23 protein-coding genes are annotated in these 24,871 nt (G+C 63.6%); 17 read left to right on the forward strand and 6 right to left on the reverse strand.

Going from position 1 to position 24,871, the window contains the following annotated elements; genetic code table 11:
- The first annotated feature begins 37 nt into the window (after positions 1-37).
- From ASE30_RS11625 to ASE30_RS11650, 6 genes are all read left to right on the forward strand, one after another.
- Complete coding sequence (locus ASE30_RS11625; protein WP_057284460.1) at positions 38-1,354, forward strand: Rieske 2Fe-2S domain-containing protein; 1,317 nt, start codon at positions 38-40, stop codon at positions 1,352-1,354.
- 14 nt (positions 1,355-1,368) lie between these two features.
- Positions 1,369-2,358, forward strand: a complete 990-nt coding sequence (locus ASE30_RS11630; RefSeq protein ID WP_057284461.1) for an ABC transporter substrate-binding protein — start codon at positions 1,369-1,371, stop codon at positions 2,356-2,358.
- A gap of 44 nt (positions 2,359-2,402) precedes the next feature.
- Positions 2,403-3,374 carry a PDR/VanB family oxidoreductase gene (locus tag ASE30_RS11635; protein WP_057284462.1) on the forward strand — a complete coding sequence of 324 codons (972 nt, stop codon included), beginning with the start codon at positions 2,403-2,405 and terminating at the stop codon, positions 3,372-3,374.
- Between the two features lie 17 nt (positions 3,375-3,391).
- On the forward strand, positions 3,392-4,588 hold the full coding sequence (locus ASE30_RS11640) for a Gfo/Idh/MocA family protein (protein WP_057284463.1): 1,197 nt from the start codon (positions 3,392-3,394) through the stop codon (positions 4,586-4,588).
- Positions 4,589-4,663: 75 nt separating this feature from the next.
- The gene (locus tag ASE30_RS11645; RefSeq protein WP_057284464.1) at positions 4,664-5,209 is read left to right on the forward strand and encodes a MarR family winged helix-turn-helix transcriptional regulator; all 546 of its coding nucleotides are present in this window, start codon (positions 4,664-4,666) and stop codon (positions 5,207-5,209) included.
- Between the two features lie 130 nt (positions 5,210-5,339).
- Positions 5,340-6,119, forward strand: a complete 780-nt coding sequence (locus tag ASE30_RS11650; RefSeq protein ID WP_057284465.1) for a sulfite exporter TauE/SafE family protein — start codon at positions 5,340-5,342, stop codon at positions 6,117-6,119.
- 66 nt (positions 6,120-6,185) lie between these two features.
- Here ASE30_RS11650 and ASE30_RS11655 read toward each other — a convergent pair whose 3' ends face one another.
- From ASE30_RS11655 to map, 6 genes are all read right to left on the reverse strand, one after another.
- Positions 6,186-6,716 (reverse strand): M48 family metallopeptidase, encoded by a 531-nt coding sequence (locus tag ASE30_RS11655; RefSeq protein ID WP_057284466.1) that lies wholly within the window; start codon positions 6,714-6,716, stop codon positions 6,186-6,188.
- Positions 6,717-6,718: 2 nt separating this feature from the next.
- Complete coding sequence (locus tag ASE30_RS11660) at positions 6,719-7,315, reverse strand: nucleotidyltransferase family protein (protein ID WP_235515255.1); 597 nt, start codon at positions 7,313-7,315, stop codon at positions 6,719-6,721.
- A 5-nt stretch (positions 7,316-7,320) separates the two neighbouring features.
- On the reverse strand, positions 7,321-7,806 hold the full coding sequence (locus ASE30_RS11665) for a disulfide bond formation protein B (protein ID WP_057284467.1): 486 nt from the start codon (positions 7,804-7,806) through the stop codon (positions 7,321-7,323).
- A gap of 50 nt (positions 7,807-7,856) precedes the next feature.
- Positions 7,857-8,570: a MarC family protein gene (locus ASE30_RS11670; protein ID WP_057284468.1), complete on the reverse strand. Its 714-nt coding sequence runs from the start codon at positions 8,568-8,570 to the stop codon at positions 7,857-7,859.
- Positions 8,571-8,649: 79 nt separating this feature from the next.
- The gene (locus tag ASE30_RS11675) at positions 8,650-11,256 is read right to left on the reverse strand and encodes a [protein-PII] uridylyltransferase (protein ID WP_057284524.1); all 2,607 of its coding nucleotides are present in this window, start codon (positions 11,254-11,256) and stop codon (positions 8,650-8,652) included.
- Positions 11,257-11,272: 16 nt separating this feature from the next.
- Positions 11,273-12,094, reverse strand: coding sequence for a type I methionyl aminopeptidase (gene map / locus ASE30_RS11680; RefSeq protein WP_057284469.1), 822 nt, complete (start codon positions 12,092-12,094; stop codon positions 11,273-11,275).
- 796 nt (positions 12,095-12,890) lie between these two features.
- On the opposite strand from map, the gene rpsB reads away from it, so the two are divergent.
- The 11 genes from rpsB (at position 12,891) to lpxD (ending at position 24,845) form a co-directional block, all read left to right on the forward strand.
- On the forward strand, positions 12,891-13,640 hold the full coding sequence (gene rpsB / locus ASE30_RS11685) for a 30S ribosomal protein S2 (RefSeq protein ID WP_057284470.1): 750 nt from the start codon (positions 12,891-12,893) through the stop codon (positions 13,638-13,640).
- A 178-nt stretch (positions 13,641-13,818) separates the two neighbouring features.
- Positions 13,819-14,697, forward strand: a complete 879-nt coding sequence (gene tsf / locus ASE30_RS11690; protein ID WP_057284471.1) for a translation elongation factor Ts — start codon at positions 13,819-13,821, stop codon at positions 14,695-14,697.
- A gap of 178 nt (positions 14,698-14,875) precedes the next feature.
- Positions 14,876-15,592, forward strand: a complete 717-nt coding sequence (gene pyrH / locus ASE30_RS11695; protein WP_054425864.1) for a UMP kinase — start codon at positions 14,876-14,878, stop codon at positions 15,590-15,592.
- A 15-nt stretch (positions 15,593-15,607) separates the two neighbouring features.
- Positions 15,608-16,168 (forward strand): ribosome recycling factor, encoded by a 561-nt coding sequence (gene frr, locus ASE30_RS11700; RefSeq protein ID WP_057284472.1) that lies wholly within the window; start codon positions 15,608-15,610, stop codon positions 16,166-16,168.
- 178 nt (positions 16,169-16,346) lie between these two features.
- On the forward strand, positions 16,347-17,111 hold the full coding sequence (gene uppS, locus ASE30_RS11705; protein WP_057284473.1) for a polyprenyl diphosphate synthase: 765 nt from the start codon (positions 16,347-16,349) through the stop codon (positions 17,109-17,111).
- Between the two features lie 52 nt (positions 17,112-17,163).
- Positions 17,164-18,021: a phosphatidate cytidylyltransferase gene (locus ASE30_RS11710; RefSeq protein WP_057284474.1), complete on the forward strand. Its 858-nt coding sequence runs from the start codon at positions 17,164-17,166 to the stop codon at positions 18,019-18,021.
- Positions 18,018-19,217, forward strand: coding sequence for a 1-deoxy-D-xylulose-5-phosphate reductoisomerase (locus ASE30_RS11715; protein ID WP_057284475.1), 1,200 nt, complete (start codon positions 18,018-18,020; stop codon positions 19,215-19,217). The genes ASE30_RS11710 and ASE30_RS11715 overlap by 4 nt, the downstream gene beginning before the upstream one ends.
- Positions 19,218-19,329: 112 nt before the next feature.
- Positions 19,330-20,661, forward strand: coding sequence for an RIP metalloprotease RseP (gene rseP, locus ASE30_RS11720; protein ID WP_057284476.1), 1,332 nt, complete (start codon positions 19,330-19,332; stop codon positions 20,659-20,661).
- Between the two features lie 53 nt (positions 20,662-20,714).
- Positions 20,715-23,060, forward strand: a complete 2,346-nt coding sequence (gene bamA, locus ASE30_RS11725; protein WP_057284477.1) for an outer membrane protein assembly factor BamA — start codon at positions 20,715-20,717, stop codon at positions 23,058-23,060.
- A 109-nt stretch (positions 23,061-23,169) separates the two neighbouring features.
- Entirely contained in the window at positions 23,170-23,730 is a 561-nt protein-coding gene (locus ASE30_RS11730; protein WP_057284478.1) for an OmpH family outer membrane protein, read from the forward strand.
- A 17-nt stretch (positions 23,731-23,747) separates the two neighbouring features.
- Complete coding sequence (gene lpxD, locus ASE30_RS11735; protein ID WP_057284479.1) at positions 23,748-24,845, forward strand: UDP-3-O-(3-hydroxymyristoyl)glucosamine N-acyltransferase; 1,098 nt, start codon at positions 23,748-23,750, stop codon at positions 24,843-24,845.
- Positions 24,846-24,871: the final 26 nt, after the last annotated feature.

Below are 24,871 nucleotides of genomic sequence, written 5' to 3' on the forward strand. Positions count from 1 at the left end.
GTGCGGTCGCGGCGTAGTCCAAGGATGAGGAGGACGTATGTTGACGAATGAGGAAAATGAACTGCTCTGCCGCGTGGAGGGCGAGGCGTCGATGGGGCAGTTGATGCGCAAGTTCTGGGTACCCGTCTGTCTCAGCGAGGAGGTAAGCGAACCAGACGGTGATCCCGTTCACGCCCGGATACTTGGCGAGGACCTGGTGGTGTTCCGTGACACGGAAGGCCGGGTGGGCGTGATGGACGAATATTGCCCGCACCGGCGGGTCTCGCTCGTGTATGGGCGCAACGAAGACTGTGGACTGCGTTGCCTCTATCATGGCTGGAAGATGGACGTCGAAGGAACCGTCGTGGAGATGGTTTCAGAACCGGCGGCCAGCAGCATGGCGCAGAAGGTCAAGCACAAGGCCTACAAGGTCGAGGAGTGGGCCGGGGTGATCTGGGCGTTCATGGGAGACCAGGCCGATATCCCCGCGTTCGTGCCTCCGCCATGGGCGCCTGAACGGTCCGCGAAGGTCAGCATCGCGAAGGTCTTGATTCCGTGCAATTGGGCCCAGATTCTTGAGGGCGCCATAGACTCCGCCCACAGCTCGAGCCTGCATTCTTCGGATTTCGTGCCAGCCCGCGTAGGCGGGGCTGAGGCGACCGACAAGAACTGGTTGCGGCCGTCAACGGACAAAGCGCCTCGGATGCAAGTTCATCGCACGCCATACGGCTTTCGCTACGCCGCGATTCGCAGGCCCATCACGAATGCGGCGCAGACCGATTACGTGCGGTCCACGGTGTTCGTGGCGCCGGGAACCGTGCTGATTCCGCCCAACAATCTGTACAACGTGGCAAACGTCAACGTCCCGATGGACGACACGAATACGGTCTTCTATTTCATCGCTTGGGGCGATCGGGCCACCACGCCGGATACCGAGACGTGGCGCAAGTTCCTGGGTACCAGCATCGGCACGGATCTGGACGATCGGTACCGCCCGTTGCGTAACGCCGAAAACCGCTTCTGGCAGGACCGCCAAGCGATGAAAGCCGGCAACTTCACGGGCATCAAGGGCTTTCCCAACCAGGACATCGCCATGTGGGTGACGATGGGGCCGATCGCCAACCGAACCGATGACCGCCTCGGCGCCAGTGACCTGGCCATCGTCGAGTTCCGCCGGCAGATGCTGGATGCGGTCCAGGAATTTGCCCGCGGAGAACCTGCCATCGGCACGGGAGACAAGCACATTCCCACCGCCGTCTGCTCGTTCCAGGCCATCGTTCCGAAAAGTATCGACTGGCGGGATTACGAAGCGAAGCCGGTGTACGGCGGCGGATCCGGTCCTCAACTTGAAAGCAACTACGAAACCACTGCCTGAGGCTGGAGCCGAAGATGTCGAAACTTCAATTGTCTATCGCGATGGGCGACTACGATCGCAACCGCGCGCTGTATGACGGGGCAGTACAGATCGATGGCGTGAACCCCGTGTTCGCGCTCTTGAACCCCGAGGAAATGTTCTTTCGCGCTTTCCGCTTCCAGGATTTCGACGTGAGCGAGCTGTCGTTCTCGAGCTACCTGGTCAAGCACGCGGCGGGGCAGTGCCCCTACATCGCGATTCCGGTGTTCCTGTCCCGGGCATTCCGGCATACCTCTATCTATGTCCGCAAAGACAGGATCCGCAGCCCCGAGGATCTCAAAGGAAAGCGGATCGGAATTCCCGAGTATCAGTTGACCGCGAATGTCTGGGCGCGCGCCATCCTCGAGGAAGATTACGGCGTCAAGCCGTCCGACGTGACCTGGGTTCGCGGTGGCATCGACCAGCCGGGGCGGCCGGAGAAGATCAAGCTGACGCTGCCCGACAGCGTGAAGATGGTGGATGCCCCCTCCGACGTGACCATCTCCGACATGCTGGATCGCGGCGAGATCGACGGCTTCATGGCGCCGCGCGCGCCGTCGGGGAACGCCCGCCTGAACCCGAACATCGGCTGGTTGTTCGACGATCCGGCGGCGGTCGCAAAAGACTACTACCGCAGGACGGGCATCTTCCCGATCATGCATGTCGTCGGCGTGCGTAAGACGCTGGTCGAGCAGCACCCCTGGTTACCAGGCACGCTGTTGAAGGCCTTTGAACAGTCCAAGGCGGCTGCCCTGGAAAAGCTCTCGGACACCTCGGCCACCAAGGTGACGCTGCCGTTCGTGGAAGAACAGTTGAAGGCCGCGCGCGACACGCTGGGTGCGGATTACTGGGCGTACGGGGTCGACAAAAGCTTGCCCACCTTGGACGCCTTTACCAGGCTCCACCACGCCCAGGGGCTCTCGTGCCGCCACGTTCCCGTCCAGGAACTGTTCCATCCCAGCACGTACGAGTCCTACAAGATATGAAAGAAGGGCGGGGCGGACCTGTCCCCCCGCGCCAGGAGGCAGTCATGACAGATCCCCAGACGGAACACGCGGCGATTCTGCCGCTCAAGATCGTCGCCGCCCGCCAGGTCGCACAGGGCATACGCTCATTCGAACTGGCGCGCGAGGACGAAACCGAGTTGCCTGAGTTTTCCGCCGGCTCCCATATAAAAATCCAGGTTCCCAATGGCGAATGGAGGAAGTATTCGCTGTGCAATGATCCGGCTGAACGCCACCGGTACGTGATTACCGTGAAGCGAGAGGCGCAGGGCAGGGGAGGCTCGGTGAGCATGGTCGATGACGCCCGACAGGGCGACGCCGTCATGGTTCTGCCGCCCGACAATGCCTTTCCCTTGGTGGACAAGCCCGGCACGCTCACCTTCATCGCAGGGGGCATTGGAATCACCCCTATGCTGTCGATGATCCGCTCATTCGGCGAGCTTCCGCCTGCCCCCTGGAAGCTGTATTACCTGAGCCAGGCGCCCGAGACCACCGCGTTTCTTGACGAACTGGGCGCCGATGCGTTCAAGCCGCACGTCAAGATCCACCACGATCACGGCGATCCGGACGCCTCCTTTGACCTGTGGCCCATCCTCGAAAAGCCCAACCGCGGTCACGTCTATTGCTGCGGACCCAGAGGACTGATGGAGGCGGTCCGCGATATGTCGGGGCACTGGTCGCCCAACCGTATCCACTTCGAGAGTTTCCTGGAAGGCGGAGGCAAAAAGCCGGACGACAAGCCTTTTGCCGTCGAACTTGCCAAATCAGGGCAGACGTTGGACGTGCCGGTGGGCAAGTCGATCCTGTCGGTACTGCTTGGCGCCGGCGTGCGGGTGGGGTATTCGTGCGAGAGCGGCACTTGTGGCTCCTGCCGTACCGTGATGCTTGAAGGAAGCGCAGACCACCGCGACATGGTATTGCTGCCCGAAGAGCAGGATTCGCAGATCATGGTGTGCGTATCCCGGGCGACGTGCGGCAAGCTCGTCCTGGACCTGTAATCGAACCGGCCGGCATCATGGACAAGCAGAAATTGCGTATTGGCGTGGTCGGGCTGGGAAGAGCATTCACCTTGATGCTTCCCACTTTTCTTGCGGACTCCCGGGTAGAACTGGTGGCGGGATGTGATCCGCGCGCCGCGGCCAGGGATCAGTTCACCAAGGATTTTTCTCGACCGGCCTATGACAGCGTGGAGGCCCTGGCGGCGGATCGCGACGTGGAAGTCGTCTACATCGCCAGCCCGCATCAGTACCACGCGCAACACACGCGGATCGCCGCCGGCCATCGAAAGCATGTGCTGGTGGAGAAGCCCATGGCGCTTAGCCTGGCCGAGTGCGACGCCATGATCGGCGACTGTGACCAGGCCGGCGTGCATCTGCTCATCGGCCATTGCCACAGTTTCGACACGCCCTATCTGAAGACTCGAGAGCTGGTGCGTTCAGGAAGATTTGGCGCCGTGCGCATGATTCACGCGCTGAATTTCACTGACTACCTGTGCCGGCCCAGACGGCCCGAAGAGCTGCAGACCAGCCAGGGTGGTGGCGCGGTCTTCAGCCAGGCGGCACACCAGGTCGACATCGTACGGCTGTTGGCTTGCCAGGAGCCCGAACGCGTGCGCAGCGCGCTCGGAAACTGGGACCCCAGCAGGCCGACGGAAGGGGCATATAGCGCCCTGATGTGGTTCCACGACGGCGCATACGCGTCGTTCAACTACAACGGCTACGGGCATTTCGACTCTGATGAATGGATGGGGTGGACCGGTGAGATGGGACAGCGCAAGTCGTCCGAGGCGTACGGCAACGCCCGGCGAAGGCTGAAGTCGATCGCGAACCCCGAGGAGGAGTCCGCGTTGAAGAACGCAGGCACTTACGGCGGATCCGCCTACCAGCCGCCGGGGCCCGAATCATTGGGCGGCGCGCTGCATCAACACTTCGGCCCCGTTCTTGTGTCGTGTGAAAAGGCGGATCTCAGGCCGCTTCCAAACGGAATTTCCGTTTATGAAGACGAGGAAAAATACTTCATCCACATCGAGCCGCCCAAGGTGCCCAGAGCCGAGGTCATCGATGAACTCCATGCCGCCGTCAGGACGGGCGCGCCGTGCCTGCATGACGGCAGATGGGCGCGACGCACACTGGAGATCTGTCTTGCCATGATCCAGTCGTCGAACGCGTCCCGGGATGTCGTTTTATCCGGGGCTGCGGGGGGTGAAACGTGAACCTGGCGCAGAAGGCGGCAAGGGCTTTTCGAGTATCATTTTCGAGAACCAACGTACCCGCTCACCCAATTGCCGATGACCTCAAAAGAAACCAGGACCGTACTTGATCATTGGCGCGAGGCTGTTCCAGACGATAGACTCGCGCACCTTATCAAGGATGCCACGCGAGCGCTTGTCCGAGGCCTTCAGATACGTTTGGCGGACCACAACGTATCTTTTGGCCACTGGGCGTTCCTGCGCATCCTCTGGGAACAGGATGGCCTGACTCAGCGCGAACTGAGCGAGCATGCGGGCGTGATGGAGCCTACGACGTATTCGGCCATGAAAGCGATGGAGTCACTGGGCTACATCGAGCGCAAGCATCTGCCTGGAAACAACAAGAATATCCATGTCTTCCTGACGCGTAACGGCCGCGCCCTCAAGAAGAAACTCGTTCCGCTCGCTGAAGAGATCAACGCGATCGGCACGCGCGGCCTGACCGACGTCGAAATAAAGACAACGCGCAAAGTGCTGCTCGCGATCATCACCAACCTGGCGGATGACGAAGCCGCCATCGAGAACGCCGAACGCAAGGTTCCCTCGACCCGAGAGCTGTCCCGCCGTATTGCGTCGGCCGAGTAAAGGCGAAGCGCGCGCCGCGGCAGCAACAGAGTTCTTGCTGCAAGGTTAGATCTCTAATATTCTCGTCCCTGCTGCCCGAAAGGCCGGATGGCGCCTGTTGCATGCGCCCAAATCAACGGACGAGACAAAGATGAATCTGCTGCCCCAGTTGCCGTGGACGTTTACCGCAGTACCGGAGTTCGCGCTGCTTGGGTTTGCCGCGCTTGCGTTCCTGGGCGCGGGCATCGTGAAAGGGACCCTGGGCGTGGGCTTGCCGCTATTCGCGGTCCCCCTGTTGTCGCTGGTGTTGCCGCCGCCGACGGCCATCAGCCTGCTGGTGGTGCCCGTGCTTTTCTCGAATCTGTGGCAGGCCGCGCAGGCCGCCCAGCCGTTGAAGTACGCCACCCGGTTCAGATGGCTGTCGCTGAGTCTGCTGGTGAGCACGGTCGTGTCCGTGAAGCTATCGTTGGCGCTTCCGATGGAACTGCTGAGTTTGCTTGTGGCGGCTTCCGTGATCTGCGCGGTCGTGCTGATGCTGTACAAACCGCAAGGCGCGATCCCCGCCGCCCGGGAACTGCCGCTGGGAATCGTGGTCGGCATTCTGGCGGGCGTGATGGGTGGGCTGTCGTCCATGACAGGCCCTTTCATCATCACTTACCTGCTTGCGCTCAAGCTGCCGCGCGACGAGTTCGTGGGAAGCATCAGCATCATCTACCTGTTTGGAATGATCCCGCTTTACCTGGTCCTGGCCTACTACGGGCGCCTGGGACTGACCGAGACGTCGATGTCGTTGCTCGCCATCGCGCCCATGGCCTTGGGAATGGCCATTGGCCGGCGGATGCGTGCGTACCTGAGTGAAGCGTCGTTCCGCCGCGTATTGCTTGGATTCCTGGCGTCGGTGGCGGTGCTGCTGGTGTCCAAGGGGGTCTGACGGTTTCGATTCCCCCCGTGTAGGCGTGTCATGCCCGATGGCATCGCCGGCCAAGACGGCCCGTCGTCACGAAGCGGCGCTCTGGGGATCCCACAGCGCCTGCCGTGTCGCCTCCAGATGCGTCAGATACAGCCGCAAGTCGAATTCATACTGGTGATAGTGCGGTTCCATGCGCAGGCACATGTTGTAGAAGGCCTTGTTATGGTCCTTCTCCTTCAAGTGCGCCAGCTCATGCACCGTGATCATCTTCAGGAATTCCGCAGGCACGCTCTTGAACAGCGTCGCCACGCGGATTTCGTGCTTGGCCTTCAGCTTGCCGCCCTGCACCCGCGAAATGTACGTATGCTGGCCCAGCGCGTGCTGGATCACGTGGATCTTGCTGTCGAAGGCCACCTTGTTGATCTGATCGCCGTTGCGCATGTGGGCGTTCTTCAGCTCCGTCACGTACTGGTACAGCGCCTTGTCCGTGCGCACGCCGTGCGCCCCGTCCGGATACTTGGACAGCAGCGCCGCGCCCAGCTTGCCCTGGTCCAGGAGCTTATGGGTCTGCGCCAGGAGGGGTTCGGGATAGCCGGTCAGGTATTTCAGGGTAGTCACGATCAGCGATGGATGGGCGGTGCGACGGTCAGGCGCGGCCAGGTTTCAGGATGACGCTTGGCCGCGAGCCGCTGGGCGTAGGCGTCGAGATCGGCGCCGGGACTGGGCCGCAGCACCAGCCCGAACAGGTCGGTCAGCCCATACGGGGCAACGATGCGTAGCTGATCGTCAGTGGTCAGCGCCACGCCCACGCAGGTGGCCGTTTCCGGCCAGCGGGCGATGCCGTCGGCAAGCGAACGCGCCGGGGGCGGAGCCGCGCCCTGGCTGTTCCGGTGCCATAGGTGGACGCGCGCCTGATTCACGATTTCCCAAGGGGCGTCCGGCGCGGCTTCACGCAGGCGCTGGGTGACGCGCGTTTCGTGCGCGGCCGAGAGGTCCGTCGGGTCGTAGTATACGAAGTCCACATCGGTGGGCGCATGGCGGCCCGGCGGGAAGCCATGCAGATGATCCCAGACCAGCGAACGCACCGCGCCCGCGCCGATGCAGCCATCGGCGGGCGCATGGCCGCGCGCGGCGCGCAGCCAGCGCATCAAGGGCGCATGCGCCAGGACCAGGGCGCGCAGCGTGGCGGCGTGTGGGTCCCCGTCCGGCGCTGGCACGGCGATTACCGGGCGTTGCCGCGCCGGAACGCGACGGGGAGCGCCATGAAGAACAGGATCACGAAGAGCGCCAGGCTCCACAGGGCGTACTCGACGCCCAGCACGGGCACCTTGGCGTCCATGCAGGTGGCGAAGATGCCGAACAGCGAGGGTATGGCGCTTTCCAGGCCGATGCCGGTCATGAAGCGGTCGGCGAAGGTTTGGTCGCAAGACAGCATATTGGCCGCCACGCTGTATTGATACCAGGCGGCAACGACGCCGGATAGGGACAGCAGCGCCGCCAGCGCGCCGCAGAGGCGGGTCAGCGCGCGTCCGCCGCCGAAACCGCCAATCAGGGCGATCACGCCGATCACCAGATAGATCAGGCGCTGCATGACGCACCAGGCGCAGGGCGGCATGTCGAAGACATGCTGGGATACGAGGGCCACGCCCACGGCGCCAAAGCAGAGGAGGGCGATCAGGCGGAGCAGGCGTTCTGAGCGAGAGGTCATGGATACGGTGGAATGGATTGGTCAGGTCGGGGCGCGTTGCCCGGTCACGCTTAGGCCTTCGGAATCGGAATTGGTTGCATCACCTGGGTCAGTACGCCCAGCAGCAGTTCGCGCGCGCCTTCCCAGAAGATCTGCACGCCCAGGCACAGCATGATGAAGGCCGACAGCCGCATGAAGACGGCCGTGCCGTTGTCGCCCAGCCGGTGCAGCATCTGCGCGGCGAAGCGCAGGCAGACGTACAGCGTCAGGGAAACGACGATGATGCCGGGAATGGAGCCGCCCAGCCGCACCAGGCTGAGCACATGGTTCTGGTCGCGCAGCGAAACCCCCACCGTGATGGCGGCGGCGATCGAGCCGGGCCCGCAACTGATAGGGAAGGTCAGTGGATAGAAGGCCCGGGCCTTCGCCATTTCCGGCGTGAACGATTCGGCCATGCGGGCAACGCGCTCGGTGTCCGCATCCGGCGAATTCACCAGCCGCCAGGCGCTGGCGATCACCAGCATGCCGCCTCCGACCCGTACGATCGACAGCGAGATGCCGAAGAAGCTCAGCAGGACGTTGCCGGCCACCATCGCGACGATCAGCATCAGGCAGACGTTGATCGCCACCCGCTTGGCCAGCACCATGCGCGTGGAAGACGAGGCGCCTTCCGTCAGCGACAGGAAGATCGGCGCGATCGCCGGCGGGTTCAGGAAAGGCAAGAGCGTGGCCAGCGCGAAGAAGAAGCTGCCACCAAAAACGCGCAGATAGTCGTTTAGCTGCATGAGAGCGAGCATCGCTTGGCCGAAACCCCGGATTGTATGCGTTCCGGGACGGGTCTGGCCATGTCTGGACGGTGGGGGATCAGGCCGCGCGCTGCTGGGCGTCGTCGCCCGCCAGCGCGTCCAGGATGTCGCGTTCGAATTGCATCTGGCTGCGCGGGCGCGCCAGCGCGGATCCGTCCACGATGAAGACGTCTTCGACCCGGTCGCCCAGCGTCATGATCTTGGCCATGAGCAGGTTGACGTCGTGGCGGGCGAATACGCGCGCCAGCCCGTGCAGCAGGCCGGGCCTGTCGGTGGCCGTCACGGAAAGGCGCCAGGAGGTGCTGCGTTCGTCGGGCTGCAGTTCGGCCTGTGGCATGACGGGAAAGACGCGCGACACGCGCGACTGGCGGCCACGGCTGTAGTAGCCGCCACGGCTGGGTTGCGCCTGGGCCGCGGCATGCGGATCCTTCAGGCGTTCGGCCAGTTCGTGTTCCACCAGCGTGGCCTGGGCGCGCAGGTCGCTCGCGCCTTCCGGCAGCAGGACGATGAAGCTGTCCAGCGCCCAGCCGTGCCGCGTGGTGTGGATGCGCGCGTCCTGGATGGACAGCGACTTGGCATCGAAATATCCGCAGATTGCGACGAACAGGTCGGGCGCATCGCGGGTGTAGACCATGATCTGCAGGCCTTCCCCGTGTTCGGTGGGACGGGCCTTGACCACGGCCTGCGCGGGCGCGACCTGGTGATACAGATGGCGGGTATGCCAGGCGATGTCGGACGCATCGTGGCGCAGGAAATACGCGACGTCGAGCTGGTTCCAGAAGGCCTCGCGGGCATCGTCGCGCAGGCCCGCCAGGCGGGTCAGGCGGGCGGCTTCTTCCTTGCGTTCGGTCAGCACGGTGTGGGCGTCGGCATGAGCGCCGCCCAGCGCGGCCAAGGTCAGCTTGTACAGGTCTTCCAGCAGCTTGCCTTTCCAGGCGTTCCAGACCTTGGGGCTGGTGCCGCGGATGTCGGCGACGGTCAACAGGTAGAGCGCGGTCAGGTGGCGCTCGTCCTTCACGGTGGCGGCGAAGTCCTGCACGACCGCCGGATCGGACAGGTCGCGCTTTTGCGCCACGGCCGACATCAGCAGGTGCTGGCGCACCAGAAATTCCACCAGCCTGGCGTCTTCCGGATCCATGCCGTGTTCTTGCGCGAACTTGCGCACCTCGCGCGCGCCGAGTTCGGAGTGATCGCCGCCGCGGCCCTTGGCGATGTCATGGAACAGCGCCGCCACATACAGCAGCCAATGCCGGTCCAGGCCGGCGATCAACTGGCTGGCCAGCGGATACTCCTGGGCATGCTCGGGCATCGTGAAGCGGCGCAGATTGCGCACGACCGCCAGCGTGTGCTGGTCCACCGTGTAGGCGTGGAACAAGTCATGCTGCATCTGGCCCACGATGCGGCGGAAAACCGGCAGGTAGCGCGGCAGGATGTTCAGCATGGTCATGCGGCGCAATTCATGCACGATGCCGCGCGGCTGCTGCAGGATCTGCAGGAACAGCCTGCGGTTGACCGGGTTGCGGCGGAACTGCGCATCGATGCGGTGGCGGGAATGCCAGATGGCGCGCAGCGTGCGGGCCGACATGCCGGTCAGTTCCGGGCGCTGCTGCATGACCAGAAAGGCGCGCAGCAGCAGCGTCGGATTGCGCTCGAAGCCGTCGTCACGAATGATGTCCAGGCGGTCGCGCAGATTGCGGAAATCGTCGTCGATGTCGCGCGCGTCGCTGTCCGGACGAGGAAACAGCCGTTCCTCGATGTTCTGCACCAGGATGCCATTGAGCTGCGTCACCAGGCGCGCCGCCCAGTAATAGCGCTGCATCAGCAGTTCGCTGCCGCGCCGGGTCGCGGTCGCGTGGATGCCGTAGACCTCGGCCAGGGCGGGTTGCAGGTCGAACAGGACGCGGTCCTCGCGCCGGTTCGACAGCAGATGCAGTTCGATGCGCAGCCGCTTGAATGCCTGTTCGGCCTTGCGCAGATCGCGCGCCTCGGAGGAGGTAAGCAGGCCTGCTTGCGCCACCGAGCGCCAGCTATTGCCAAAGCCCGCCGCCCGCGCCATCCACAGGATGACCTGCAGGTCGCGCAGGCCGCCGGGCGATTCCTTGCAGTTCGGCTCCAGCGCGTAGGGCGTGTCGTGGTAGCGGGCGTGCCGTTGCTGCATTTCCACGCGCTTGGCAAGGAAGAAGGCGCGGGGATCCAGCCGGGATTTGGTCGCGGCGTCAAATTTTCTCATCAGCACCCGGCTGCCGGCCAGCCAGCGGGATTCCAGCAACGAGGTTTCGACCGTGATGTCCGCGTCGGCCTCGCGCTCGCAATCCTCGATGGTGCGCACGCTATGGCCGGGCTCGAGGCCCAGGTCCCAGAGCGATGCCACCAATTGTTCGATGGCGGTTTCGTCTTCGGGCGTGGGGGCGTGCGGCAGCAGGATCAGCAGGTCGACGTCGGAATGCGGGTAGAGTTCGCCGCGGCCATAACCGCCCACGGCCGCCAAGGTGGCGCCGATGGGCAGGGGGTAGTGCTTGACCAGGTCCCGCAGGGCGGCGTCCACGACGCGCCGCAGCTCGGACAGCAGGGTATCGGGGCGTTCGTGTTCCCGGAACTGGGCCACCACGGCCCGCCGGGATTCCTGGATGCGTTCACGCAGCGTAGTGAGGATTTCGGCGGTCATGGCAAGCACGGGCACTTCAGACGGCGGGAATGACGATGGGTTCGGTGATGAACGCCGGCGGCGGGGGCATGCCAGGCGACAGGGTCAGTACTTCATAACCGGTATCGGTTACACATACAGCATGCTCCCACTGGGCGGACAGGCTGTGATCGCGCGTCACAACCGTCCATCCGTCGGACAACTGGCGGATTTCGCGGCGGCCGGCATTGATCATGGGCTCGATCGTGAAGAGCATGCCCGTCACCAGTTTCACGCCGGACCCCGGTTTGCCATAATGCAGGACCTGCGGGTCTTCGTGAAAACGCTGCCCGATGCCATGCCCGCAAAATTCGCGCACCACCGAGAAACCGCTGGCTTCGGCGTGCTTCTGGATGGCGTTGCCGATGTCGCCCAGGGTGGCGCCGTTCTTCACCTGCTGGATGCCCTTCCACATGCACTCGAAGGTGATGTCGGTCAGGCGGCGCGACAGGATGGATTGCTCGCCCACCGGGTACATGCGGCTGGTGTCGCCGAACCAGCCGTCCTTGATGATGGTGACGTCGATGTTCAGCGCGTCCCCGTTTTTCAGCACCTTGTCGCCCGGGATGCCATGGCAGACCTGGTGGTTGACCGAGGTGCAGATGGCGCCGGGGAAGGGCGGGTAGCCGGGCGGGGCGTAGCCCACGGTGGCCGACTTCACCTTGAGCTCGTCGGTCAGGTATTCCAGGCAGAGGCGGTCCAGCTCGCCAGTGGTGACGCCCGGCTTGACGTGGGGGGTGATGAAGTCGAGGATTTTGGCGGCGTCCTGACAGGCGGCGCGCATCTTGGCCAGGTCGGCCGGATTGGAAATTGTGCCCATGGAGTAGCTTGGCGATCTCTCGCTTGAATGTCTGCTTGAAAGAATAGTAGAATTATAGGCTTCCCTAAAAATTTGGGGAGCAATCGGGTTACAGCAAAGGCCGCGGCGAAAGCTTGCGGCTTGGCCAAATCCGGCGGGTGCGACTTGAAGGTTCCAAGCGGCCCCGGCAGTTATCTTGGTTTTGCGCGGATCATTCTTAGAGTCGGCGGCAAGCCCTGAAGTTTCACCGCAAGCGAAGGTTGTGGAGCGAATTCGGGCAAGTCGTGGGGTTCTGGGGGTGGGGCGACAGGCTAGGTTCCGGCCGGAAGCGTTTGGACATTGAAAGCCTCTTCTGCTGGGCACGGCGTGCTTGTAAGCCTGGTCATGTTTTAGAGCGGCGATGCAGGTTCGGTATGGGCGCTGAATTAATTTCTTGAAGGCGGAGTCTTGAAAGAGGCTGTGTCTTCTGAAGAAATGCCCCGGCGGCCTGATGCGCGGCCAAGCTGAAAGGCTTGGAAGTGAAGAGCTGGATTTCGCTGCCAACAAAACAAGTCCGGGTGCGCCTTGAAGAAACTTCCAGGAAATTCCTGGAGTGTCCGACAGGCGCGATGCAAGTGCGCGGTGCAAGGCGCTTGTTGTGGCGGCCGTCTGGGTTTATCGCGGCAGCGTAGTAAGGTAGTTATTGCGGCAGTGATCGGCCGGCCCGGTTAAAATTTTGTCATCCCGTATGTGCGGGAAATCGCGCGCAACACCACCCAGGGTGTCAGCCAGATGCTGATGCAGGTGCGGCGCAAGAAACCAACCCTTGGAGAATTACATGTCTTTGATGCGCGAAATGCTGGAAGCGGGTGTCCACTTTGGTCACCAGACCCGTTACTGGAACCCCAAGATGGCTCAGTACATCTTCGGTCACCGCAACAAGATTCACATCATCAACCTGGAAAAGACGGTTGATAAGTACCAGGAAGCCACCAAGTTCGTGAAGCAGCTGGCTGCTCGCGGCGGCAACATCCTGTTCGTCGGCACCAAGCGCGCTGCGCGCGAGCTGGTCGCTTCCGAAGCCGCCCGTTGCGGCATGCCCTTCGTTGACGCCCGCTGGCTCGGCGGCATGCTGACCAACTTCAAGACGGTCAAGACCTCGGTCAAGCGCCTGAAGGACATGGAAGTCGTCGTCGCCGAAGGCGGCGCCGAGCGCATGATCAAGAAGGAAGGCCTGCTGTTCCAGCGCGAACTGGACAAGCTGAACAAGTCGATCGGCGGTATCAAGGACATGAACGGCTTGCCCGATGCCATGTTCGTGATCGACGTCGGCTACCACAAGATTGCCATCGCCGAAGCCAAGACGCTGGGCATCCCCGTGGTCGCCGTGGTTGACACCAACCACTCGCCCGACGGTATCGACTACGTCATCCCCGGCAACGACGACTCGGCCAAGGCCATCGCGCTGTACGCCAAGGGCATCGCCGACGCCGTGCTGGAAGGCCGCGAACAGAACATGAACGGTCTGGTCGAAGAGCTGGGCGAAGGTCAGGAAGAGTTCGTCGAAGTGCAGGACAACCAGGCCTAAGCCTGCTGTCATGTCCGGCGGTTAGTGTCTGGGAGCGGCGCCGAAACGGTCCGCTCCCGCCTCGTCGGCACTGCGAAGGTGGGCTCCCATCTTCCAGCCCGCACACAGCGGGCGTCCCATCGAATCAATCCACTGCCCCGGCCCGCCGGGGCGTGTCTTAGCAAAATTTGGAGCAAACATGGCTGAAATTACCGCTGCCCTGGTCAAGGAACTGCGCGAAAAGACCGACGCGCCCATGATGGAATGCAAGAAGGCCCTGACGGAAGCCGAAGGCGACCTGGTCCGTGCCGAGGAAATCCTGCGCGTCAAGCTGGGCAACAAGGCCAGCAAGGCTGCTGCCCGCGTCACCGCCGAAGGCCTGATCGGCCTGTTCATCTCCGCCGACGCCAAGCAAGGCGCCGTCATTGAAATCAACTGCGAAACCGACTTCGTCGCCAAGAACGACGACTTCGTGGGCTTCGTGAACAAGCTGGCCGAACTGGTCGCCACGCAGAATCCGGCCGACGTGGCCGCTCTGTCGGCGCTGCCCTACGGCGACGGCACGGTTGAAACGACCCGCACCGCCCTGATCGGCAAGATCGGCGAGAACATCTCGATCCGCCGCTTCGAGCGCATCCAGACCCCGAACGCACTGGCCAGCTACGTGCACGGCGGCAAGATCGGCGTGCTCGTGGAATACACGGGCGCCGAGGAAGTGGGCAAGGATCTGGCGATGCACATCGCCGCCACCAAGCCCAAGGCGCTGAACGCCGACGGCGTGAACCCCGCCGACATCGCCGCCGAGCGCTCGGTCGCCGAGCAGAAGGCCGCCGAGTCGGGCAAGCCCGCCGACATCGTCGCCAAGATGGTCGAAGGTTCGGTTGCCAAGTTCCTGAAGGAAGTGACGTTGCTGTCGCAGCCTTTCGTCAAGAGCGACAAGCACACGGTCGAACAGCACCTGAAGGAAAAGGGCGCCTCGATCAGCAAGTTCGTGCTGTTCGTGGTCGGCGAAGGTATCGAGAAGAAGACCAGCGACTTCGCCGCTGAGGTTGCAGCCGCCGCCGCCGGCGCCGCCTGATCTCAAGGTAGTGCTTAAAGGCCGGCGCTAGATTAAATTCTAGTCCGGCCTTTTTCGCCGCAAGGGCTCCCCAAGGTGACACTTCCCTGGGGTAGCCACCCGCGCAGCGGGGCGGCGGTGGGGGGGTTCCCCATTCTTGTCTTACACTTTCGTCGGATTGTTCTTCGGGATATCACCTATGAGCAGCAGAGCATACAAACGGGTTCTTCTCAAACTTTCCGGCGAGGCGCTGATGGGCGACGATGCATTCGGCATCAATCGTTCCACCATCGTCCGCATGACCGATGAGATCGCCGAAGTCGCCGCCACTGGCGTCGAACTGGCCATCGTCATCGGCGGAGGCAACATCTTCCGTGGCGTCGCCCCGGGCGCGCAGGGCATGGACCGCGCCACCGCCGACTACATGGGCATGATGGCCACCATCATGAACGCGCTTGCGCTGCAAGACGCGCTCAAGCACAAGGGCATCGACACCCGGGTACAATCGGCCCTGAATATCGATCAGGTCGTCGAGCCCTACATCCGCCCGAAGGCCCTGCGCTACCTCGAAGAAGGCAAGGTCGTCATCTTCGCCGCGGGCACGGGCAACCCCTTCTTCACCACCGACACCGCGGCCGCCTTGCGCGGCGCCGAGATCGGCGCGGAGATCGTGTTGAAGGCCACCAAGGTGGACGGCATCTACAGCGCGGATCCCAACAAGGATCCGACCGCCACGCGCTATGCGCGGATCAGCTTCGACGAGGCGATCGTCCGCCGTCTGGAAGTCATGGACGCCACGGCCTTCGCGCTGTGCCGCGACCAGAAACTGCCGATCAAAGTGTTTTCGATCAATAAGTCCGGCGCGCTCAAGCGAGTCGTCAGCGGCGAAGACGAAGGCACGTTGGTACACGTCTAAAGAAAAGGAAATTCCATGAGCGCAGCAGAAATCCGCAAATCCGCCGAGGCCAGAATGGCCAAATCGCTTGATACGCTCAAGATCAACCTGGGCAAGATCCGCACGGGCCGCGCCCACACGGGCATCCTGGATCACGTGCAGGTCGACTACTACGGCTCGCCCGTGCCGGTCGGCCAGGTCGCCAACGTGAACCTCGTGGACGCCCGCACGATCAGCGTGCAGCCGTACGAGAAGCAGATGGCCGGCCCGATTGAAAAGGCGATTCGCGAATCGGACCTGGGCTTGAATCCCATCTCCATGGGCGACACCATCCGCGTGCCGATGCCTGCCCTGACGGAAGAGCGCCGCCGCGACCTGACCAAGGTCGTCCGCAGCGAAGGCGAAGAGGCCAAGATCGCCGTGCGCAACCTGCGCCGCGAGGCCAACGAAGCGCTGAAGAAGCTGGTCAAGGACAAGGAAATCTCCGAGGACGACGAGCGTCGTTCCCAGGACGACGTCCAGAAGCTGACGGATCGGGCCGTCGCCGACATCGACAAGATGGTCGTCCAGAAAGAAGCGGAAATCATGACCGTATAATCCCACCACGCCGTAGGGGCCGCCGGCGGTTGCCGCCAGCTCCCACGGTCGGGATTCCCTGCCCACGCGCCGTCCTGTCCATTGCCTCGCGGTACGCCTACGTAGCGATGGAAACGACGGCGCAGGCTTTTCCAGTATTCCTGTTTTTCGCCGTTTCACCGCGCGCAGTCCCACACTAATGGCAACCAGTTCGACTCAGGCGGTTCCCGATACTCGCGATATCCCCGAGCACGTCGCTATCATCATGGATGGCAACGGCCGGTGGGCCACGCGGCGGCTGCTGCCTCGCACGGCGGGCCATGCCAAGGGCGTGCAGGCGGTACGGCGCGTTGTCGAGGCCTGCGGCCGGGCCGGCGTCCGTTACCTGACGCTGTTCGCATTCAGTTCCGAGAACTGGCGCCGTCCCGCCGAGGAAGTGTCGCTGCTGATGCGCCTGTTCGTGCAGGCGCTGGAACGCGAGATCGGCAAGCTTGACGAGCAGGGCGTGCGCCTGCACGTGATCGGCGACCTGAGCGCCTTCGAGCCGCGCCTGCAGGAACTCATCGCCGCCGCCCAGGCGCGCACGGCGCACAATGACCGCCTGCACCTGACGGTCGCCGCCAACTATGGCGGACGCTGGGACATCCTTCAAGCGACGCGCGCCATGCTGGCGGCGGAGCCGGCCCTGGCGGCCCAGCCCGAGCTGGTCGACGAGGAGCGCCTTGCCCGGCATCTCTCCATGGCCTGGGCGCCCGAACCCGACCTGTTCATCCGCACGGGCGGCGAACAACGCATTTCCAATTTCCTGATTTGGCAAATGGCCTACGCGGAGTTCTACTTCACGGATCGCTATTGGCCGGACTTCGGCGCCAAGGAACTCCTGGAAGCCTTCGATTGGTACCGCACGCGCGAACGCCGTTTTGGCCGCACCAGCGCACAAGTCAGCGAAAGCGGCACGAAATAAGCTGAAGGCGACCTGCGCGTCTTTCCAAAGCTGCACACGAGGAGACCGTCATATGTTGGGCCAGCGTATCGTTACCGCCGCCGTCTTGTTGGCCATTCTGGCTGCCGCCATGGTCAGTGCGAACCCCTGGTGGTTCGTGGCCTTGCTGGCGCTGGCCGCCGCATGCGCCAACTGGGAGTGGCTGCGCCTGACGCTGCCCCAGCCCCCGTCCCCCCTGATTTCCGTTGGCATCGCCGTGCTGCTGTTCGCCGGCATGCTGGCGCTGGCGTCCGCCTGGCTGGCGGGCGACCGGGGCGGGGTGAGCGATCCGGCCTGGGTGCTGCGCTACCTGGTGCCCGCCGTCTCGGCCGTCTGGCTGTTCGGCGGCGTGGCTGCCGTGGTGCGCGGCCGGTCCGATGCGGCGCCCGCGAGCCTGGCCTGGTCCGCCTTTTCGGTGCCCGCCGCGTTCGCGGCCTGGGCCGTGCTGGCGCAGATGTTCCTCGCCCACGGCGCTGGGTTCGTCGTGTCCTTGCTGGCGCTGGTCTGGGTGGCCGATATCGCTGCTTATTTTGCCGGCCGGGCGTTCGGCAAGCGTAAACTGGCTCCGCGAGTCAGTCCGGGGAAAACCATCGAAGGCGCCATTGCCGGTGTCCTGGGCGCCGTGGTGTGGATCGGCCTGTCCAGCCTGTGGGCGGGGACGTTCGGCCACGCGCTGGTAGAGCGCTGGACCTTCTGGCTGGCGCTTCCGATTGCCGCGCTGTTGGGCGTGCTGTCCATCGTGGGTGACCTGTTCGAATCGCTGCTCAAGCGCCGTGCGGGCCGCAAGGATTCCAGCACGCTCTTGCCCGGCCATGGCGGCGTCTATGACCGCATCGACGCGATTCTTCCCGTCGCGCCGTTTGCGCTACTTTTGTCTGGAGTCTTGTTTTGACGGCTTTTCAACGCGTCGTCGTGCTGGGATCGACCGGTTCGATCGGTGAAAGCACGCTGGATGTGATTGCCCGCCATCCCGAGCGCCTGGCGGTGTATGCGCTATCGGCGTACAGCCAGATGAAGCGCCTGGCCGAGCAAGCGCTGGCCAGCCGCGCCGCGGTCGTGGTGGTGCCTGATGCCGCCGCGCGGCAGAAATTCCTGGATGCCTGGCCAGACGCCAAGCCGCTGCCCGAGATCCGGGTGGGCGCGCAGGCACTGGCCGATACCGCCGCCGACCCGCAGTGCGATTCGGTCATGGCCGCCATCGTGGGCGCTGCGGGTCTGCCCGCCGCTCTGGCGGCCGCGCGAGCCGGCAAGCGCGTGCTGCTGGCCAACAAAGAGGCCCTGGTCGCGGCCGGTTCGCTCTTCATGCAGGCTATCCGCGACAACGGCGCGGAATTGCTGCCAATCGACAGCGAACACAATGCCATTTTCCAATGCCTCCCGCACGGCGGGAGCGCTGCGGCGCCCGAGAAGCCCGCGCGCGGCGTGCGCCGCCTGCTGCTGACCGCCTCCGGCGGCCCCTTCCGCGGCCGCGATCTCGAAGACCTGCACGAGGTTACCCCGGCCCAGGCCTGCGCCCATCCCAACTGGAGCATGGGCCGCAAGATTTCAGTGGACTCGGCCACCATGCTCAACAAGGGGCTGGAGGTGATCGAAGCGCATTGGCTGTTTGCCATGCCAGCCGACCGCATCGAAGTCGTGGTGCACCCGCAAAGCGTGGTGCATTCCATGGTCGAGTACGACGACGGATCCGTGCTCGCGCAGTTGGGACAGCCCGACATGCGCACCCCGATCGCCTATGGCCTGGGTTTCCCGGAGCGTCTTGCCAGCGGCGTGGGCCCGCTGGATCTGACACGCCTGGGGCGCCTGGATTTCGAAAAGCCTGACCTGTCCCGGTTTCCTTGCCTGGCGCTGTCCTTTGCCGCGCTGCGCGCGGGGCAGGGTGCCTGCGTCACCTTGAACGCCGCCAATGAAGTCGCGGTCGAGGCCTTCCTGGACGGACGGCTGGCGTATACCTGGATCGCGCGGGTGATCGAGGCCTCCCTGGAGTGGCACGGGCGGCAAGCATCTGTTACCCTCAACAGTCTTGACGACGTACTCGCGCTTGACGCCGACGCCCGCGCGTTTGCGAGTAGCCTGGGGCTAGCCTGATGGCCGGCCGCGCCTCTTCTGGGTTTCCAGACTCGGGTTTCCAGACTCGGTTTTCCAGGCTCGATTTTCCAGATTCGGTTTCCTAGCTTCGATTTCTTAGACTCCCCGACCCATGCTTTTCACCCTGCTGGCCTTTGCCGTTGCGCTTGGCTCACTGATCATTTTCCATGAGCTGGGACACTATTGGGTCGCGCGCCTGTGCGGTGTGAAGGTGCTGCGGTTCTCGGTGGGGTTTGGCAAGGTCATCTTGCGCCGCACCGACCGGCACGGCACCGAGTGGGCGGTTTCGGCCCTGCCACTGGGGGGCTACGTCAAGATGCAGGACGATCCCCCGGCCGGCGCCAGCCCCGCTGAAATTGCCGGCGCGTTCAACAGCAAACCCGTCGGCCAGCGCATCGCCATCGTCGCCGCCGGCCCGATTTTCAACCTGATCCTTGCCGTCCTGCTGTATGCCGGTCTGAACATGGCCGGCACCGAAGAGCCGGTGGCGGTCATCGCCCAGCCCGCGGCCGACACGCCCGCGGCCCGCGCCGGTCTTCTGCCAGGCGATCGCATCCTGGCGATCGATGGCGCCGAAGTCGCTTCCTGGTCGGACGCCCGTTGGCGCCTGATGGACGTGATGTCCACGGGCGGGCGGGCGCTGATTGAAGTCAGCACGCCCGCCGGCGCCGTTCAGCAGCGCGAACTGCAACTTCCTTCCAACACGATGGACCCGGCCGGCGGAGACCCGCTGGCCGCCGCCGGCATCCGCCTGGCGCAGCCCAAGCCGGCCGTGCGTGCCGTGATTGACGGTGGCGAAGGGCAGGCCGCCGGCCTGCGCACGGGCGACCTGGTCGTGGCCGTGAACGGGCAGCCCACACCGGATACGGGCGCGCTGGTCAAGCAGATCCAGGAAAGCGCGGGCAAGCCCCTGGCGCTGACCCTGGTGCGCGATGGCGCCAACATCACCCTTAACGTCACGCCTCGCGCGGAAACGGTCAACGGCCAGGAAATCGGACGGTTGGGCGTTCAGCTCGGCGGCAACGTGCCGATGGTGACGGTGCGGTATGGCGTTTTCGAAAGCCTTTGGCGTGGCGCCGTCCGCACCTGGGATACCGCCTGGTTTTCGCTGCGCATGATGGGCCGCATGGTGACGGGCGACGTTTCCTGGCGCAACGTCAGCGGCCCGGTCACCATTGCCGATTACGCCGGCCAGACCGCCCGGATCGGCATTGTTGCGTATATCGCCTATATCGCGTTGATCAGTATCAGCCTGGGTGTATTAAATTTGCTTCCCATTCCTATGCTGGATGGCGGCCATCTGCTGTACTATCTCGTCGAAATTGTGCGGGGTAGCCCGCCGCCAGCAAAGTGGATCGACATCGGACAGCGCGCCGGCATCGGTTTATTGGCAGGCCTAATGGGGCTTGCGCTGTTTAACGATTTCACGCGTTTATTCACTTGAACGCGATTTAGCATAAAATCCCCCGCCATTTGCACGACCGAGGATACTCAAGGATGTCTTTTCGCCGGATGTTTCATCACAAAAAGGGTGTACTGCCTGGCGTAGTGCCAAGTCTGATCGCCGCGCTGCTGTTTCCGGCCATGGCCCACGCCTTCGACCCCTTTGTCGTGCGGGATATCCGCGTAGAGGGTATTCAACGGACCGACGCCGGCACCGTCTTTGGTTATCTTCCGGTGAAGGTCGGAGAGAAATTCACTGAAGAAGAAGCCACCGAAGCGATTCGCCGCCTGTACGGCACGGGTTTTTTCACCGACGTGCAGATCCAGACCGACAATAATGTCGTGGTCGTGGTGGTGCAGGAACGTCCGACCATCGCATCCGTGAACTTCAACGGCATGCGCGAGTTCGACTCCAAGGCGATCACCACGTCGCTGGGCCAGGTGGGTTTTGCCGAAGGCCGCATTTTCGACCGTTCCATGCTGGAACGCGCGGAATACGAACTGAAGCAGCAGTACCTGTCCAAGGGCAAGTACGGCGTCGAAGTGACCTCCACCGTGACGCCGCTGCCGCGCAACCGCGTCGGCGTGAGCTTCGACGTGTTCGAAGGTTCGGTCGCGCGCATTCAGGAAATCCGCTTCGTCGGCAACAAGGCATTTTCGGAAAGCGACCTGCTTGACGAGTTCAAGCTGACGACGCCGGGTTGGCTTACCTGGTACACCGATACCGACAAGTATTCGCGCGAAAAGCTCGAAGGCGACCTGGAACGCCTGCGCTCGTTCTACCTTGACCAGGGCTACCTGGAATTCTCGGTCGAGCCGCCCCAGGTCACGATTTCGCCTGATCGCCAGGATATCCGCATCACGATCACCGTCCATGAAGGCGAGCCCTACAAGGTCCGTAGCGTCAAGCTGGCCGGCAATCTGCTGGGCCTGGACAAGGAAATCAACGAACTGGTGCAGGTCAAGCCGGACGAGACCTTCTCGGCCGCCAAGACCAACGATTCGGCCAAGGCCATCACCGACTACCTGGGTGAACTGGGCTACGCGTTCGCCAACGTGAACCCGAATCCGCAGCTCGACCGCGCCAAGCACGAAGCCGACCTCACGTTCTACGTCGATCCGAGCCGCCGCGTCTATGTGCGCCGCATCCAGATCGGCGGCAATACCCGCACCCGCGACGAGGTCGTGCGCCGCGAAATGCGCCAGCAGGAAGCCGCCTGGTACGACGCCAAGGACATCAAGACGTCGCGTGACCGCGTCGACCGCCTGGGCTACTTCAGCGATGTCAACGTCAAGACCGATCCGGTTCCGGGTTCGCCCGACCAGGTGGACGTCAACGTCGACGTGAAGGAAAAGCCCACCGGCATGATCAACCTGGGCGTGGGCTACGGCTCGTCCGAAAAGGCCATTCTGTCGGCCGGTATCAGCGAAGACAACGTCTTCGGCAGCGGCACCAACCTGACGCTGCAACTGAACACCAGCAAGACGAACCGCGCCATCGTGCTGTCGCATACCGATCCGTACTGGACCAAGGACGGCATCAGCCGCACCACGTCGGCCTACTACCGCGTGACCGAGCCCTGGAACAACAACGACGGTGACTACCGCGTCAAGGCCCTGGGCCTGGGCATGAACTTCGGTATTCCGATCTCCGAGTACGACCGGATCTTCCTGGGCGCGAACATCGAGCGCAACCAGATCGACCTGTACAACAACTCGCCGCAGGCCTATGACGACTTCGTGGATCAGTATGGCGATTCCACGAATTCGGTGATTTTCAGCGCCGGCTGGTCCAAGGACACGCGCGACAGCGCGCTGGCTCCGACCAAGGGTTCGTACACCCGCCTGAAGGCCGACGTCTCGACCGTCGACCTGCAATACACGATGCTGACCGGTCAGCAGCAGTACTTCGTGCCGCTGGGCGGCTCGTACACGCTGGCCTTGAACGGCATGGTGGATTGGGGCCAGAGCTACGGCAACAAGAATTACCCCGTCATCAAGAACGTCTATGCCGGCGGTATCGGCACCGTTCGCGGTTACGAGGGTTCGTCGCTGGGTGCGCGCGACGTCAAGACCGGCGATTATCTGGGCGGCACGCGGCGCATTGTCGCAAATGCCCAGTTGTACCTGCCGTTCCCGGGCGCGTCCAAGGATCGCACGCTGCGCTGGTTCATCTTCAGCGATGCCGGTCAGGTGTCTTCGGGCAGCGGCCTGAGCTGCACCGGCGGCCGCGACAACACCGAGGTCGAGGATCCTTGCGGCTGGCGTTTCTCGGCGGGCGTCGGCCTGTCGTGGCAGTCGCCGATGGGACCGTTGCAGTTGTCGTATGCCCGTCCGCTCAATTCCAAGCCGGGCGACGACAAGCAGAGCTTCCAGTTCCAGATCGGGACCGGTTTCTAAGCGCTGCGTTACGCTTGAAAACAAGGGAGAGGCCCCTCGGCCCGGCTCCCTTGCTGTTTAGTGGCACAATACACACTTTGGCTTTGCCTTACTGGAAGGTGAGATTTTCATGATGTCTGATTTCGCACTTAAATCATCGAATACGCCGCGCGCCAAGCGCCGTGGCAAGTTGGGCGGCTCGATTGCCCTGGTGGGTGCGCTCATTCTCGGTTCGGCTGCCGCGATCCCCGCTCAAGCGCAAGGCACCAAGATCGGTTTCGTGAACACCGAACGTATCCTTCGCGAATCGGGTCCGGCCAAGACTGCGCAAAGCAAAATCGAAGCCGAATTCAAGAAGCGCGACGACGAACTCCAGCGTCTGAACAACAGCCTGCGCTCGCAAGCCGAGAAGTTCGACAAGGACGCGCCCGTCCTGTCGGAATCCGACCGCGTCAAGCGCCAGCGTGAACTGTCCAACCTGGATACCGACCTGCAGCGCAAGCGCCGCGAATTCCAGGAAGACTTCAATCGCCGCCGCAATGAAGAATTCTCGGGCATCGTGACGAAGGCCAACGACGCCATCAAGCGCATCGCCGAGCAAGAAAGCTACGACCTGATCATCCAGGACGCCGTCACGGTCAACCCGCGCATCGACATCACCGACAAGGTGATTCAGAGCCTGGGCAAGTAAGCGGTACTTGTTGAGTCATGCCGGTTTTACTGGATCTTGCCCGCGCGCCGACCCTCGATGCACTGTTGAGCGCCGCCAATACCCAGGGATTGGACTGGCGCATCAGTGCGGTTCCCGGTGCGGACCCTTTCAGGGTCTGCGGCATCGGAACCTTGTCGTCGGCCGGCCGCCAGGAAATCGCATTCCTGGCCAACCCCCGATACCAAAGCCAGCTTGGCGCCACGCAGGCGGGGGCGGTCATCGTCTCTCCCGAGGTGGCCGAAGCCCTGGAAGCCGAGGACGGCGCCAGGCCGCCTTTCGCACTGGTCATCTGTAAGCATCCCTATTTGCTGTATGCCCGCGTCGCGCAGTGGTTCGACGCCGCCCGCCAGCCGGTCTTGCCGGCCGACACGCATCCATCCACCGTGGTGGCCCCGGATGCGGTGATCGAAGCGGGCGTGCGCATCGGCCCCAATTGCGTAGTGGAAGCGGGCGTCCGGATTGGCCGCGATACCGTGGTGGGTCCGGGCTGTGTCATCGGCGCCGGCTCGTCCATCGGCCCGGGCAGCCGGCTGCACGCCAACGTCACGCTTTACGAAGGCGTGAAGATCGGCGCCAGAGCCATCATCCATAGCGGCGCCGTGCTGGGCGCGGACGGTTTTGGCTTTGCGCCGGACCCCACGCTGGGCAAGGGTGCCTGGGGCAAGATTCCCCAGTTTGGCGGGGTGTCCATTGGCGACGATGTCGAAATCGGGGCCAATACGACCGTCGACCGCGGCGCGCTCGAAGATACCGTGCTGGCCGACGGCGTGAAGCTGGACAACCAGATCATGATCGGGCACAACGCGCGCATCGGCGCGCATACCGCCATGGCGGCATGCGTGGGCGTGGCGGGTTCGACGACCATCGGCGAACGCTGCACCATCGGCGGCGCGGCGATGCTGTCTGGCCACCTGGTCCTGGGCGACGATGTCCACATTTCGGGCGGCACCGCGGTGACGTCCAATATTTCGAAGCCTGGCCGCTATACCGGGGTCTTCCCGTATGCGGAACATGGCGAATGGCAGCGCAACGCCGCCGTGATACAACAGTTGGCGCAAATGCGCCGCCGCGTGCGGACGCTGGAAAAAGGCTAGGGCGCGCGGTTGCCGCCCCTGGCGCG

This window comes from Achromobacter sp. Root83, assembly GCF_001428845.1.
Classification (GTDB): domain Bacteria; phylum Pseudomonadota; class Gammaproteobacteria; order Burkholderiales; family Burkholderiaceae_B; genus Achromobacter.